This is a genomic window from Streptomyces canus, from assembly GCF_001514145.1.
In the GTDB taxonomy this organism is placed as follows: Bacteria; Actinomycetota; Actinomycetes; order Streptomycetales; family Streptomycetaceae; genus Streptomyces; species Streptomyces canus.
The window spans coordinates 77,310-91,105 of the sequence record NZ_KQ948657.1; the positions used below are offsets into that span (position 1 = coordinate 77,310).

The window sequence follows — 13,796 nt, forward strand, 5'->3', positions numbered from 1 at the left end:
GACCGCACCTCGGGCCCGCTAGGCGAACGCGCCTCGGCCTCCTGGTGCGAACGGGTCTCGAGACCGTCGAGTGGGCCCGTCTCGCTGGACTGCGGCCGCTCCCCGACCCGCCCGGTGGCCGGCACCTCCGTCCCCCCGGCCGTCGGCACCCGCACCTCCGCCCGTTCTGTCGCCCACTCCTGCGTCCCCGTCGTGAACTCGGCCATGGAACCCCCCTCGGTCAGGCCGCGGACGGTGGCGCTTCCGCTGTGGGTGGGCGCGTTCCGCCGGGGTGCCTCCGCCCCGGTGTTCGACCGGGGTGTACCCGCCCCGGTCGGCGGGGACACGCCTCCCAGGTGCAGAGACGTCACCTCCAGCGGCCGATCTCGACGTTCTCCAGGACTCCGAGCGCGTCCGGCACCAGCACGGCCGCCGAGTAGTAGGCCGTCACGAGGTACTTGATGATCGACTGCTCGTTGATGCCCATGAACCGCACCGACAGACTCGGCTCGATCTCGTCCGGGATACCGGCCTGCTGGAGGCCGATGACCCCCTGGTCGGCCTCACCGGTGCGCATGGCGATGATCGACGTGGTCCGCTCCGGGGTGACCGGGATCTTGTTGCACGGATAGATCGGCACCCCGCGCCAGGTGGGGATGCGGTTGCCCCCCATGTCGATCGTCTCGGGGACCAGTCCGCGCTTGTTGAGCTCACGGCCGATCGCGGAGATCGCGCGCGGGTGGGCGAGCAGCAGCTTGGTGCCCCGGCGGCGGCTGAGCAGTTCGTCGAGGTCGTCGGGGCTGGGCACGCCGTCGTGCGGCTGGAGCCGCTGGTCGTACTCGCAGTTGTTCAGCAGGCCGAACTCGCGGTTGTTGACGAGTTCGTGTTCCTGGCGCTCCTTGAGTGCCTCGACGGTCAGCCGGATCTGCTGTTCCGTCTGGTTCATCGGCTGGTTGTAGAGGTCGGCCACCCGCGTGTGGATGCGCAGGACGGTCTGGGCGATGCTCAGCTCGTACTCACGCGGACTCGCGTCGTAGTCGACGAAGGTGTGCGGGATGTCGGGCTCGCCGTCATGGCCCGCCGCGAGGTCGATCTCCTTCTCGCCGTACTTGTTGGTGCGCTGCGAGGGGATCGCGCGCTGTTCCCGGAGGTGCTCGCGCAGGCCCTCGGTACGCTCCGCCACCTGCTCGACGTCCTGGCGGGGCAGCACGAGGACCGTGCAGGCGGTGGCCGCGCGGGCGGTGTACTCCCAGATGGCGTCCGGGTCGAGGAGCGCCTGGTCGCCGAAGTACGCGCCGTCGGCGAGGACTCCGAGCACCGCGTCGTCGCCGTAGGGGCCGGTGCCGACCTTCTCCACCCTGCCGTGCGCCAGCAGGTACACCTCGTCGGTCTGGGCACCGAACGAGGCGATGACCGAGCCCGGGGTGAACTCCCGCTGCTGGCAGCGTCGGGCGAGCTCGGAGAGCACGTCGTCGTCCTCGTACGACCTCAGTGCCGGCAGCTCACGCAGCTCGGCGGGGATCACCTCGACCCGGTCCCCGGTCTTCACGAAGGTCACCCGGCCGTCACCCACGGCGTAACTCAGGCGCCGGTTCACCCGGTACGTGCCGCCCTGGACGTTCACCCAGGGCAGCATGCGCAGCAGCCAGCGGGAGCTGATCTCCTGCATCTGGGGTGCGGACTTGGTGGTGGTGGCCAGGTTCCGCGCGGCCGCCGTGCCGAGGCTCTGCTGCGGCCTGTCCTGCTCGGTGCGGACCTCTTCGCCTACCGACATAAGGAATTGCCCTCCCGATACATGCCCGGACGCGATCTGCTCCCGGGCATCGTGTGCAGGGACAAGCCTTCCTCACGGAACGTGGCGGTGCTATTACACGAAAGAGCGGGAATGGATCATCGCGACGCTGGGCATATGCGCGGTTCATGTCCACTGACGACCAGTCAAGTCCACTTCCCGGAACGGAATTTGTCTGTCCGAATCAGCTCGCACGCTGTGCGAACCAGGAGTCGGAGTCCGCTGTTTTCGGTACAAGCACCGGTACGAGCCGGCCGCGATCGGCGGCCGGTGCGCAGTGCGAAGGAGGTGGCCATGGCCTCACCCATGTCCGCGGGCAGATTCCTGGCCGTCCTGCGGGCGGAGGGCGCCACCGTCGTCGAGGTCGGCGACTGGGAGCACCACAACCGCAACCACGTCGGCGCCTGGGGTCCGGTGCACGGCGTGATGATCCATCACACGGTGACGAAGGGCAGCGCGGCGACGGTGGAACTGTGCCGCAAGGGCTACACGGGCCTGCCCGGCCCGCTCTGCCACGGTGTCATCACCAAGGACGGCAAAGTCCATCTCGTCGGCTACGGCCGCGCCAACCACGCCGGCCTGGGCGACGACGACGTCCTGCGCGCCGTGATCGCGGAGAAGGCGCTCCCCCTCGACAACGAGGCCGACACCGACGGCAACCGCCACTTCTACGGCTTCGAGTGCGAGAACCTCGGCGACGGCGAGGACCCCTGGCCGGCGGCCCAGCTGACGGCGATCGAGCGGGTCTCCGCCGCGGTGTGCCGGCACCACGGGTGGACGGAACGGTCGGTCATCGGCCACCTGGAGTGGCAGCCGGGGAAGGTGGACCCGCGGGGCTTCACGATGGCCTCGATGCGGGCGCGCATCCGGGATCGCCTCAAGTGACAATGGAGCGGTGTCCAGCCCCGGCGTCCCCGACCTCACCACCCTGCGTCCCCGGCTCCCGTCGCCGCTGCAGGAGGTCGAGGACAAGCGCTTCACGCGCCGGGGCGTCCGGCTCCTCCTCAAGCGGGACGACCTGATACACCCGGACCTCGTCGGCAACAAATGGCGCAAGCTCGCGCCGAACCTCACGGCCGCGGCCGGCCGCCCGATCCTCACCTTCGGCGGCGCGTACTCCAACCACCTGCGCGCCACGGCGGCCGCCGGCCGCCTCCTCGGCCTGCCCACGATCGGCCTGGTCCGCGGTGAGGAACTTTCCGACCGCCCCCTGAACCCGTCCCTGGCCCGCTGCTCGGCGGACGGTATGCGTCTGCACTTCGTCGACAGGTCGACGTACCGCCGCAAGACCGAGCCAGAGACACTGGCGGCGCTGCTGCGGGCGGCGGGAGCGACGGACGCGTACATCGTCCCTGAGGGCGGCAGCAACGCCCTCGCCGTACGGGGGTGCCGCGCGCTCGGCGAGGAGCTGTCGGGGCGGGCGGACGTCGTCGCGATCGCCTGCGGCACCGGCGGCACCCTCGCGGGCCTGGCCGCGGGCCTCTCCCCGGACCAGCGCGCCCTGGGCGTACCGGTCCTCCGAGGCGGCTTCCTGACGGCCGGCATAAGGGCCCTCCAGCACCAGGCCTTCGGCGGTCCTCGCGGCGACTGGCGGCTCGACGAGCGTTTCCATTTCGGCCGCTACGCCCGCACCACTCCCGAACTCGAGGCCTTCGCCGAGGACTTCGAGGAACGGCACGGCGTGCCCGTCGAGCGTCTTTATGTCGCCAAGTTGCTGTACGGACTTGTCGTCCTGACCGACGAGGGTGCCTTCCCGCGCGGCTCGACGGTCGTGGCGGTCGTCACGGGGGCACCCCAGGAGCCCTGACGGAGGGCCGACGAGCGGCTGGTGGGCGGTGACGCCCACAACCGGTCATGACCGACCCGTCTGCGCCGGCCCGCCCGCCTCACTCCGCCTCCCGATACGCCGCCGCCTCCTCCAGGTCCAGCCTGCGCAGCAGTGTCCGCAGCATCTCGTCGTCGATGTAGCGCAGATCCCGCAGCTTCACGAACACCGCGCGCTCGGCGCCGATCATCTCCCCGGACAGCCGGCGGTAGGTGTCGTCGACGGTCTCGCCGGTGAGGGGGTTCGACTGGCCGAGGCGTTCCCAGACGGCGTTGCGGCGGCGGTCCAGGACCATGCGCAGGCGGTCGGCGAGGGGCGGTGGGAGGGCGTTGCGCTCGTCGGAGAGGAGTTCGTCCAGGCGGCGTTCGGCGGCCCTGGAGGCCTGCGCCTGGGCGTTGGCCTCGGCCAGGGTCTCGGCCTGCTGGTCGCGGCCGGGGAGCTTGAGCATGCGGATCAGCGGAGGCAGGGTGACGCCCTGGAGGACGAGGGTGCCGATGACCGTGGTGAAGGTGAGGAAGAGGATCAGGTTGCGGCCCGCGAACGGTTCTCCGTTGTGCAGGTGCTCCGGGATCGAGAAGGCGATCGCCAGCGAGACCACGCCCCGCATCCCGGCCCAGGAGATGACGAACGGCGCCTTCCAGGTGGGGTTGTCCTCACGCGCGCGGATCCGCGCGGAGAGCATGCGCGGCAGGAAGGTCGCCGGATAGACCCAGACGAACCTTGACACGACGACCACGAGGAAGACGGCGACCGCGTACCAGGCGGCGCGGCCGCCCTCGTACTGCCCGAGGCCCTTCAGCACGACGGGCAGTTGCAGTCCGATGAGGGCGAACACCGATGATTCCAGGACGAAGGCAACCATTTTCCAGACGGCGTCCTCCTGGAGGCGCGTCGCGAAATCGACCTCCCACGCGCGGTGTCCGAGGAAGAGCGCCACCACGACCACCGCGAGCACCCCGGACGCGTGGAACTGCTCGGCCGTCGCGTAGGCGACGAACGGGATCAGCAGGGAGAGCGTGTTCTGCAGCAGCGGCTCCTTGAGGTGCGTGCGCAGCCAGTGGATCGGCACCATCAGCACCAGGCCGACCGCGACGCCGCCGACCGCCGCGAGCAGGAACTCGCCGATGCCGCCCGCCCAGGTGGCGCCCTCGCCCACCGCGGCCGCGAGCGCGACCCGGTAGGCGGTGATCGCGGTGGCGTCGTTCACCAGGGACTCGCCCTGGAGGATGGTCGTGATCCGGGACGGCAGCCCGACGCGGCGTGCCACCGCCGTCGCCGCGACCGCGTCCGGCGGCGCCACCACGGCTCCCAGCACGAGCGCCCCGGTCAGCGACAGCCCCGGCACCATCTGGTACGCCGCCCAGCCGACGAAGAAGGTCGCGAAGAGCACGTATCCCACCGACAGCAGCGCCACGGGCCGCATTTGCGCCCTGAGATCGAGATAGGAGCTGTCGGTGGCCGCGGAGTGCAGCAGCGGCGGCAGGATGAGGGGCAGGACCACGTCGGGGTCGAGCGTGTACTCCGGCACCCCGGGGAGGTACGAGATCACCAGGCCGGCCGCGACCAGCAGCAGTGGCGCCGGAATCGGGGTCCGCCGGGCGGCCGCGGCGATCGCCGCACTCCCCGCCACCAGCAACAGCAGTGGCATCACGTCCATGGCCCTCGCCCGCCCTCGCTCATAGTCGTGCGCCCGCCCCTCGGTTTTTGTGCGCGTCCGCCCGCGCGGCCGTCGTAACCTGGCAATCATGAAACAGTGCACGCACGCCGACGCGCTGCCGCACCCGGAACCCGAGCCGCTGGCCGACACGTGCCCGGAGTGCCTGAGGGACGGTACCCACCCCGTACAACTGCGCCTGTGCCTGTCCTGCGGTCACGTCGGCTGCTGCGACTCCTCGCCGGGACAACACGCGACGAAGCACCACAAGGACTCCGACCACCCGATCATGCGGACCCACGAACCGGGTGAGAACTGGCGTTGGTGCTTCGTGGACCATGTCCTTGTGTGACCCTGGACCGTCGGGTTCCAGGACGGTTCGACCGTCTGACGTCTGGGTACGTCAACCCGGCGCGCGTTCTTCCCAATTGGAGCCGCAAACCCCTAGACACGGAGCGTGTTCACAGTTTTACTGTGAGTGACGGCAAGGGGTTGGGGTCCCGGGGACAGGAAAGTCGAGAGCGCGGTAGCGTCACCGCTGAACCACACTTCGCGTTACTCCGGGGGGCGACCCTCGGCCCCCGTAAAGCTTGTACCACCTTGGAGGTGAGGGTGTCCCAGATCGCAGGCGAGCCCGCGACCCAGGACTTCGTGGAAGTCCGGCTGCCGGCCGCGGGTGCCTACCTGTCGGTGCTGCGGACGGCCACGGCCGGCCTCGCAGCCCGTTTGGACTTCACCCTCGACGAGATCGAGGACCTGCGCATCGCGGTGGACGAGGCCTGCGCGATCCTGCTCCAGCAGGCCGTGCCCGGCTCGGTGCTCAGCTGTGTCTTCCGCCTCGTCGACGACTCGCTGGAGGTCACCGTCTCGGCCCCGACCACGGACGGTCACGCACCGTCGCGGGACACCTTCGCCTGGACCGTCCTCTCGGCCCTCGCGGGCAAGGTCTCGTCGGCCGTGGACGAGGACAAGACCGTTTCGATCAGCCTCTACAAACAGCGCGGCGCGGGACCCGGGCCGGCGTGAGGAACGGGGACGGGCCGGTGCGGGACGAAGAGCGCGGCACACGGGAGCTGCCGGCCGAGGGCGGGCACCGCCTTCCTTGCCCGAGCGGCGCCGACAGCCTGGGCGGCGACGGCCCCGGCGGTTCCCGACGCATGGCGGACGGCATCGACGGCATCCCCGAGCAGGCCCGGCCCCATCCGGAGGAGGACGCCGTCGACACCACGGCGACCGGCCTCCTGGACGACGGGCAGCGGGATCGGAAAGGTGCCGTGCAGGGTGCGCCTCCGGCAGGGCGGGCCGGGGTCCTCCCGGTGCCGACGGAGGCGAGGGCTCGTGGAAGGGCGACGGGCGGGACGATGAGCGAGCACGAGCGAAAAGCAGAGGACGGCGTGGCGGGCGCGAACAACACGCCGGTCCCGCGGCACGACCCCCATGACCGCAGCGGGGCACGCGCCCTGTTCGTCGAGCTGCGCGCGCTGAAGGACGGCAGCCCGGAGTACGCGGAACTGCGGAACCGGCTGGTCCGGATGCACCTGCCGCTCGTCGAGCACCTCGCGCGCCGCTTCCGCAACCGCGGCGAGCCGCTGGACGACCTCACCCAGGTCGCCACCATCGGCCTGATCAAGTCGGTCGACCGTTTCGACCCGGACCGCGGCGTGGAGTTCTCGACCTACGCGACTCCCACGGTCGTGGGCGAGATCAAGCGCCACTTCCGTGACAAGGGCTGGGCGGTGCGGGTGCCCCGCCGCCTGCAGGAACTGCGCCTGGCCCTCACGACGGCCACGGCGGAGCTCTCCCAGCAGCACGGCCGCTCCCCCACGGTCCATGAGCTGGCCGAGAAACTGGCCATCTCCGAGGAGGAGGTCCTGGAGGGCCTGGAGTCCGCCAACGCGTACTCCACGCTGTCCCTGGACGTCCCCGACACGGACGACGAGTCCCCGGCGGTCGCGGACACCCTCGGCGCGGAGGACGAGGCGCTGGAGGGCGTCGAGTACCGAGAGTCCCTCAAGCCGCTGCTCGAGGATCTGCCCCCGCGCGAGAAGCGAATCCTCCTCCTCCGCTTCTTCGGCAACATGACCCAGTCGCAGATCGCCCAGGAGGTCGGCATCTCCCAGATGCACGTCTCCCGCCTGCTGGCCCGCACCCTGGCCCAGCTCCGGGAGAAGCTGCTGGTGGAGGAGTAGACCCAGGGGCCTCCCCGAGCGGCGGTTCCGTCACGGGTCCAGGCTTCCGACGAACGGGTTCAGGGCCGACGACATCCACTTCGGCCCGACGTCACCGCTCGCCACCGGGCACCGACCTCGGCCCTGGAGCAGGCCGGAGGCGGTCAACCGCGACCGCCGTACGACCCCACCGCCGCTCTGGGCCCACGGCTCGACGCTCGCCACCCCCTCAGGCGCCACCGCCGCCCTCGGCCGGCAGCCGCGCCCCGGACCGACAGCTGCGGCGCGCACTGTCACCGCGCTCACCCCTCCTCAGGCACCACCGCTGCCCCCGGCCGGCAGCCGCGCTCCGGACCCACAGGCGGCGCCCTCGGGCACGGCATTCGTCACCCTCGGATGCCACCGCTGCCCCCGGCCGGCAGCCGCGCACCAGACCGACAGGCTGCGCCCCCGGCACCACACTCGCCGAAGGCACCCGGGTTCCACGACCATCGCCTGCCACCTCGGCCACGGGTCGATCCGACGCCCACGCTCAAGAGCGGCTGCAACGACTCGACCAGACCGGGCAGCCGCCGTGAGCCCTACGGCCGCCGCCCGCCACCTCGGCCGGCAGCACGGGCGGCACTCGGAGCAGACAGCCGCGGTTCCCCCACCGGGCGACGCACCCCTATCGCTACTGCTCGCCGTCCTGGGCCCGTCCCGGGCCCCTGATGCCGAGGGCCTGGGTCGTCGCCGGGTTGATCAGGAGGATCAGCGCCGCCACCGCGACGACCGCGAGGGCGATGCCCGCCGGGATCGCCACGCTGTCGGCCTGGAGGAGGTTGTAGGCGACGGGCAGGGCCATGATCTGCGTGATGACGGCCGGCCCCCGGCTCCAACTGCGCCGGGACAGCAGTCCGCGCGCGGCGAGGAGCGGCAGCAGTGCGAGGACGATCAGCGTGACGCCCCCGGTGACGGCCGACTGCCGGTCGTCCGGGTCACCGGCGAGGCCCTCCACGAGCAACCAGGCGCCTCCCGCGACGAGCGCGAGCCCTTCCAGCGCGGCCAGGGCGGCGGCGTACGTCAGGCGCCGCGGGCGCGGACCGGCGGTCTCGGGGGTGGCGGGGGTCTGCTCGCTGCTCACCCCTGAAGAGTAGCCCTCGCCCCCGAAGCCTCTCGGGTGAGGAGCGGGCAACGCACACCGCCGCACTCGGGTTGCCTCACGCCCCCGTGGCAAGGTTCACGCGCCGAAGTCTTACGTGATCCCTACCTCGGCCTGTGCCCGGTACCACCCAGTAGGTACGCTGCAACCCATGCGTGCACTTCTCGTGGTCAATCCGGCGGCAACCACCACAAGCGCACGTACGCGCGATGTCCTCATCCACGCGCTCGCGAGCGAGATGAAACTGGAAGCGGTCACCACCGAGTACCGCGGCCACGCGCGCGACCTGGGCCGGCAGGCGGCGGAGAGCAAGGACATCGACCTGGTAGTGGCCCTGGGCGGCGACGGCACGGTCAACGAGGTCGTCAACGGCCTCCTGCACGCCGGCCCCGCCCCCGAGCACCTCCCCGGCCTCGCCGTGGTCCCCGGCGGCTCCACCAACGTCTTCGCCCGGGCCCTCGGCCTGCCCAACGACGCCGTCGAGGCAACCGGCGCCCTCCTGGACGCCCTGCGCGAGGGCAGCGAGCGCACGGTCGGCCTGGGTCTGGCCTCCGGTACACCTGGCACCGAGGACGAGGCCGTCCCGGGACGCTGGTTCACCTTCAATGCGGGGCTCGGATTCGACGCCGGCGTGGTCGGGCGGGTCGAGCAGCAGCGTGAGCGCGGCAGGAAATCCACCCACGCTCTCTACGTCCGTCAGGCACTGCGCCAGTTCTTCGGCGAGGCGCACCGCCGCCACGGGACGATCACCCTGGAGCGGCCGGATGCGGAGCCGGTGACCGATCTGGTCCTTTCCATAGTCTCGAACACCTCTCCGTGGACCTTCCTCGGCAATCACCCGATGTACGCGTCACCTAAGGCCTCGTTCGATAAAGGCCTCGACATACTCGGCCTCAGCCGTATGACGACGACCGCCATCACCCGATATGGCACCCAGTTGCTCACTTCGTCCCCCGAACGCGGCCCCCATGGCAAGCACGCCGTGTCCCTGCACGACCTGGACCAGTTCACCTTGCATTCGAAGGTGCCCCTGCCCCTCCAGATGGACGGCGACCACCTCGGACTGCGTACGAGCGTGACGTTCACAGGCGTACGCCGTGCACTGCGTGTGATTGTGTGAGCAGAAGGGGCTAAAGTCCTTTCACTCGAACGTTTAGACCAGGGTCCACCCCATGGAAGTACGGCTGTGACCTAGTCGACACCGAGGAATCAAAAAAAACTTTCCGGAAGGGGTTGTATCCGCCGCTGAGGTTTGCGAGTCTCTACGTGGCGGTCGGGACAGCCCGCAACACCAGCGTCCACAGACCACCGGAACCCCTCTTCAATCCAAGGACCACGCCGGGGAAGACTCGGCGGACGGCCCTTCACTTGTTGAGGGATTCGTGAAAGCGTTCACATTCACAAGCAACTTGCACGTAATACCAAGGAGAGGTAGCAGCCATGGACTGGCGTCACAACGCCGTTTGCCGCGAGGAAGACCCCGAGCTCTTCTTCCCCATCGGCAACACCGGTCCTGCGCTGCTGCAGATCGAGGAAGCCAAGGCCGTCTGCCGTCGCTGCCCCGTTATGGATCAGTGTCTGCAGTGGGCGCTCGAGTCCGGTCAGGACTCCGGCGTCTGGGGTGGTCTCAGCGAGGACGAGCGTCGCGCCATGAAGCGCCGTGCCGCCCGCAACCGGGCCCGTCAGGCCTCCGCCTGACACACCCGCCCCGCACAGCCTGAGCTTGGCGGCGCGTACACCGCGTACGCTTCTCCCGCCCCCGAGCCGCAGCGCGCAGTACCCCCGATGCGCAGCAAACGCTGGCAACGAGCATTTGAGCCCCGGACCCCTGAACGGTCCGGGGCTTTTTGCTGTGCCGGCACCCCCGCCCGTGCGCGGATCTACTTGTGCGCCAGCACCGGTACGTCCAGGATCACCCGGGTGCCGCCCTCCGGTGCCGGAACCATGTCGAACGTTCCGCCCAACTCGCCCTCCACCAGCGTCCGTACGATCTGCAGGCCCAGGTTGCCCCCGGTGTGCGGGTCGAAGCCCTCGGGCAGACCGACGCCGTCGTCCTGGACGGTCACGAGGAGGCGGGCTTCCTTGGTGGTACCGCCGCGGACGGCCGAGACCTCGACCGTGCCGGTCTCGCCCTCACGGAACCCGTGTTCCAGAGCGTTCTGGAGGATTTCCGTCAGGACCATCGACAGGGGGGTGGCGACCTCGGCGTCCAGGATGCCGAAGCGTCCGTTGCGCCGGCCGGTGACCTTACCCGGGGAGATCTCGGCGACCATCGCGAGCACCCGGTCGGCGATCTCGTCGAACTCCACGCGTTCGTCCAGGTTCTGAGACAGCGTCTCATGCACGATCGCGATGGAGCCGACCCGCCGTACCGCCTCTTCGAGGGCCTCCCGGCCGCGGTCGGACTCGATGCGCCGGGCCTGGAGGCGGAGCAGGGCCGCTACCGTCTGGAGGTTGTTCTTCACCCGGTGGTGGATCTCCCGGATGGTCGCGTCCTTGGTGATCAACTCGCGCTCGCGTCGGCGCAGTTCGGTCACGTCCCGTAGCAGGACCAGCGAACCGATGCGGGTGCCCTTGGGCTTGAGCGGAATCGCCCGGAACTGGATGACCCCGTCGTGCGCCTCGATCTCGAACTCACGGGGCGCCCAGCCGCTGGCGACCTTGGCGAGCGCCTCGTCCACCGGGCCGCGGGTCGGGGCGAGTTCGGCGGTGGTCCGGCCGAGGTGCTGGCCGACGAGGTCGGAGGCGAGGCCCATGCGGTGGTACGCGGACAGGGCGTTCGGGGAGGCGTACTGGACGATGCCGTCCGCGTCCAGCCTGATCAGCCCGTCGCCGACGCGCGGGGCGGCGTCCATGTCCATCTGCTGGTTGGGGAACGGGAAGGAGCCGGCCGCGATCATCTGCGCCAGGTCCGACGCGCTCTGCAGATAGGTCAGTTCGAGACGGCTCGGGGTGCGCACGGTGAGCAGGTTGGTGTTGCGCGCGATGACACCGAGGACGCGCCCCTCCCGTCGTACCGGAATCGACTCCACGCGGACCGGGACCTCCTCACGCCACTCCGGGTCGCCCTCGCGCACGATCCGGCCCTCGTCGAGCGCCGCGTCCAGCAGGGGGCGGCGGCCGCGCGGGACGAGGTGGCCGACCATGTCGTCCTGGTAGGAGGTGGGGCCGGTGTTGGGCCGCATCTGGGCGACGGAGACATAGCGGGTGCCGTCGCGGGTGGGGACCCACAGAACGAGGTCGGCGAAGGAGAGGTCGGAGAGCAACTGCCACTCCGAGACCAGCAGATGCAGCCACTCGAGGTCGGAGTCGTCGAGGGCGGTGTGCTGGCGGACCAGTTCGTTCATGGAGGGCACAGGTGCGAGCGTACCTGGGGGTATGTGAGTGACCTAAAAGCACCGGCCCTGAGAACACCCGCGGGCCGCGGCGCCTGGGAAGGACCCTCAACCTTCCCGGCACCGCAGCCCGGAGCAATATCGGCCGTGGGGTGTGCGGTCCCGGTCGGCCGAGGATGAGGACCCGGGGCAGTCAGGGCAGAGAGCTCCGGTTCCTCGGTCCGCCTTCCTGTGCGGGGAAGACGGAAGTCACGCGTTCAATTGTGGACTAGACCACTAGATGTGTCCATGCGTTGGAGCCTGTTTGTTGTTGGAGCTTTCCCTCGCGGGAGTCACCTACTCGGACGCCCTAACAACCACCACGCAGCCTAACGCGTGTGGGTTCATGTGCGGGGCCAGATGGCCATGGCAATTTCCGCGACCGCCTCCAACTCCTCCCGGCTCGCGCCGTCGCGCGCCTGTTGGGACATGCCCTGGATCACCGCCCCTACATGCCGGGCGAGCGCGGTGGCATCGGTGTCGGCGGACAGCTCCCCCGCGGCGATCCCCGCCCTTATACGGCTCTCGAAGGCGGCGATGTTGGCGTTGCGCCGCACCCGCAGCGACTCCTCGACCTCCGGGCTGGAGCAGTTGGTCGCGGCATGGATGACGAGGCAGCCGTGCGGGCGGCCGGGAGCCGTGTACTCGACCGCGGCCTCGCGCAGCATCCGCTCCATCGCGGCCCGGACGGTGGGCTCCTCGGCAAGGGCACGGTCGCCGAAGGAGCCGTATCGCGCTCCGTACTCCTGGACGACCTCCTCGAACAGCGATCGCTTGTCGCCGAAGGCCGCGTAGAGGCTGGGGGCGCCGATACCCATGACGCGGGTGAGGTCGGAGACGGACGTTGCCTCGTAGCCGTGCTCCCAGAAGGCCAGGATCGCCTTCTCCAGAGCGGTGGCCCGATCGAAGGACCGAGGGCGGCCGCGGAGTCTCGATGTCCTGGCTGCGGTCTTGACCTGCGCTTCCGTCTCCTCGCTGCTCACCATGGAGTGAATTGTATAGCGGGTACTAGATAAAGGGCCGAGGCGCCCTGTACGGTTTTTCTGTAGCGACCGATAGAGAAATGCGAAAGGGGCGTCGGCATGGGCGTGCTCACGGGCAGGACAGCTCTGGTGACGGGGGCGAGCAGGGGCATCGGGCGGGGCATCGCCGAGCGCTTAGGACGGGACGGCGCGCAGGTGGCGGTGCACTACGGCAGGAGCGAGGCGGCGGCGAAGGTGACGGTGGCGGCGATCGAGGCGGCCGGCGGCTCCGCCTTCACGATCGGGGCCGAGTTGGAGACACCGGGAGCCGTCGAGGCCCTCTGGGAGGAGTTCGACCGGCACGCGGACGGGCTGGACATCCTCGTGAACAACGCGGGAATCGGCGCCTCACGCCCCATCGAGGAGATCGACGAAGGGGAGTACGACCGGCTCTTCGCGGTCAATGTGAAGGCACCGTTCTTCCTGGTCAAACAGGGTGTGATACGACTGCGGGACGGCGGCCGGATCATCAACATCTCCTCCGGACTCGCCCGCACCGCCGCCATGCCGCACAACATGGCCTACGCCATGACGAAGGGTGCACTGGACGTGTTCTCCCGGGATCTGTCCAAGATCCTGGGCGCTCGAGGCATCAGGGTGAACTCGGTGGCACCGGGCCTGATCGACACCGACAACACTGCCGGGTTCCTGCACGGCACCGAGGGCGGCTGGGCGCAGGCGGAGGCATATTCGGCGCTGGGACAGGTGGGGACAGCGGCTGACGTCGCGGACGTGGTGGCGTTCCTGGCGTCGGACGACGGACGCTGGGTGACCGGGAGCTGGGTGGACGCGACGGGGGGTTCGATGCCGTGAGCCGCCCGGCAGGGCCCGGGGCGTCTCC

Annotated in this window: 13 protein-coding genes; 8 read left to right on the forward strand and 5 right to left on the reverse strand. The window is 70.0% G+C overall.

The genetic code is table 11. The features are described 5' to 3' along the window. Positions 1 to 346 precede the first annotated feature (346 nt). Positions 347 to 1,753 (reverse strand): family 2B encapsulin nanocompartment shell protein, encoded by a 1,407-nt coding sequence (locus tag AQJ46_RS05200; RefSeq protein WP_059204496.1) that lies wholly within the window; start codon positions 1,751 to 1,753, stop codon positions 347 to 349. A 312-nt stretch (positions 1,754 to 2,065) separates the two neighbouring features. On the opposite strand from AQJ46_RS05200, the gene AQJ46_RS05205 reads away from it, so the two are divergent. Then, positions 2,066 to 2,656, forward strand: coding sequence for an N-acetylmuramoyl-L-alanine amidase (locus AQJ46_RS05205; RefSeq protein ID WP_063803766.1), 591 nt, complete (start codon positions 2,066 to 2,068; stop codon positions 2,654 to 2,656). A gap of 10 nt (positions 2,657 to 2,666) precedes the next feature. Then, positions 2,667 to 3,578: a 1-aminocyclopropane-1-carboxylate deaminase/D-cysteine desulfhydrase gene (locus AQJ46_RS05210; protein WP_107117211.1), complete on the forward strand. Its 912-nt coding sequence runs from the start codon at positions 2,667 to 2,669 to the stop codon at positions 3,576 to 3,578. Between the two features lie 79 nt (positions 3,579 to 3,657). On the opposite strand, the gene AQJ46_RS05215 is transcribed toward AQJ46_RS05210, so the two are convergent. Next, complete coding sequence (locus AQJ46_RS05215; RefSeq protein WP_059204498.1) at positions 3,658 to 5,253, reverse strand: Na+/H+ antiporter; 1,596 nt, start codon at positions 5,251 to 5,253, stop codon at positions 3,658 to 3,660. An 88-nt stretch (positions 5,254 to 5,341) separates the two neighbouring features. Here AQJ46_RS05215 and AQJ46_RS05220 point away from each other — a divergent pair, with 88 nt between their 5' ends. The 3 genes from AQJ46_RS05220 to AQJ46_RS05230 all read left to right on the forward strand — a co-directional run bounded on the left by AQJ46_RS05220 (position 5,342) and on the right by AQJ46_RS05230 (position 7,439). After that, on the forward strand, positions 5,342 to 5,602 hold the full coding sequence (locus AQJ46_RS05220; protein ID WP_057612189.1) for a UBP-type zinc finger domain-containing protein: 261 nt from the start codon (positions 5,342 to 5,344) through the stop codon (positions 5,600 to 5,602). A gap of 260 nt (positions 5,603 to 5,862) precedes the next feature. Next, a complete protein-coding gene (locus AQJ46_RS05225; protein WP_004925829.1) occupies positions 5,863 to 6,276 on the forward strand; it encodes an ATP-binding protein in 414 nt (137 codons plus the stop codon). Between the two features lie 17 nt (positions 6,277 to 6,293). Beyond that, the gene (locus AQJ46_RS05230; protein ID WP_079072131.1) at positions 6,294 to 7,439 is read left to right on the forward strand and encodes an RNA polymerase sigma factor SigF; all 1,146 of its coding nucleotides are present in this window, start codon (positions 6,294 to 6,296) and stop codon (positions 7,437 to 7,439) included. Positions 7,440 to 8,091: 652 nt separating this feature from the next. On the opposite strand, the gene AQJ46_RS05235 is transcribed toward AQJ46_RS05230, so the two are convergent. Continuing rightward, positions 8,092 to 8,541 (reverse strand): hypothetical protein, encoded by a 450-nt coding sequence (locus tag AQJ46_RS05235; protein ID WP_059204499.1) that lies wholly within the window; start codon positions 8,539 to 8,541, stop codon positions 8,092 to 8,094. Positions 8,542 to 8,710: 169 nt separating this feature from the next. Here AQJ46_RS05235 and AQJ46_RS05240 point away from each other — a divergent pair, with 169 nt between their 5' ends. Together AQJ46_RS05240 and AQJ46_RS05245 are read left to right on the forward strand one after the other, a co-directional pair. Continuing rightward, entirely contained in the window at positions 8,711 to 9,679 is a 969-nt protein-coding gene (locus tag AQJ46_RS05240) for a diacylglycerol/lipid kinase family protein (RefSeq protein WP_059204500.1), read from the forward strand. Positions 9,680 to 9,999: 320 nt separating this feature from the next. Next, positions 10,000 to 10,257 carry a WhiB family transcriptional regulator gene (locus AQJ46_RS05245; protein WP_006142322.1) on the forward strand — a complete coding sequence of 86 codons (258 nt, stop codon included), beginning with the start codon at positions 10,000 to 10,002 and terminating at the stop codon, positions 10,255 to 10,257. A 182-nt stretch (positions 10,258 to 10,439) separates the two neighbouring features. Here the strand turns inward: AQJ46_RS05245 and AQJ46_RS05250 are convergent, their stop codons facing one another. After that, positions 10,440 to 11,915, reverse strand: a complete 1,476-nt coding sequence (locus tag AQJ46_RS05250) for a sensor histidine kinase (RefSeq protein ID WP_208616886.1) — start codon at positions 11,913 to 11,915, stop codon at positions 10,440 to 10,442. 362 nt (positions 11,916 to 12,277) lie between these two features. Continuing rightward, a complete protein-coding gene (locus AQJ46_RS05255; protein ID WP_057612193.1) occupies positions 12,278 to 12,919 on the reverse strand; it encodes a TetR/AcrR family transcriptional regulator in 642 nt (213 codons plus the stop codon). A gap of 96 nt (positions 12,920 to 13,015) precedes the next feature. On the opposite strand from AQJ46_RS05255, the gene AQJ46_RS05260 reads away from it, so the two are divergent. Then, positions 13,016 to 13,768 (forward strand): SDR family oxidoreductase, encoded by a 753-nt coding sequence (locus AQJ46_RS05260; RefSeq protein WP_059204502.1) that lies wholly within the window; start codon positions 13,016 to 13,018, stop codon positions 13,766 to 13,768. The last annotated feature ends 28 nt before the right edge of the window (positions 13,769 to 13,796 follow it).

What these genes read in the sequence shown, in the direction of transcription:
- AQJ46_RS05205 (WP_063803766.1), top strand. Translation starts at nt 2,066, where the DNA reads ATGGCCTCACCCATGTCCGCGGGCAGATTCCTGGCCGTCCTGCGGGCG.
- AQJ46_RS05240 (WP_059204500.1), top strand. Translation starts at nt 8,711, where the DNA reads ATGCGTGCACTTCTCGTGGTCAATCCGGCGGCAACCACCACAAGCGCA.
- AQJ46_RS05215 (WP_059204498.1), bottom strand. Translation starts at nt 5,253, where the DNA reads ATGGACGTGATGCCACTGCTGTTGCTGGTGGCGGGGAGTGCGGCGATC.
- AQJ46_RS05200 (WP_059204496.1), bottom strand. Translation starts at nt 1,753, where the DNA reads ATGTCGGTAGGCGAAGAGGTCCGCACCGAGCAGGACAGGCCGCAGCAG.
- AQJ46_RS05245 (WP_006142322.1), top strand. Translation starts at nt 10,000, where the DNA reads ATGGACTGGCGTCACAACGCCGTTTGCCGCGAGGAAGACCCCGAGCTC.
- AQJ46_RS05220 (WP_057612189.1), top strand. Translation starts at nt 5,342, where the DNA reads ATGAAACAGTGCACGCACGCCGACGCGCTGCCGCACCCGGAACCCGAG.
- AQJ46_RS05260 (WP_059204502.1), top strand. Translation starts at nt 13,016, where the DNA reads ATGGGCGTGCTCACGGGCAGGACAGCTCTGGTGACGGGGGCGAGCAGG.
- AQJ46_RS05255 (WP_057612193.1), bottom strand. Translation starts at nt 12,919, where the DNA reads ATGGTGAGCAGCGAGGAGACGGAAGCGCAGGTCAAGACCGCAGCCAGG.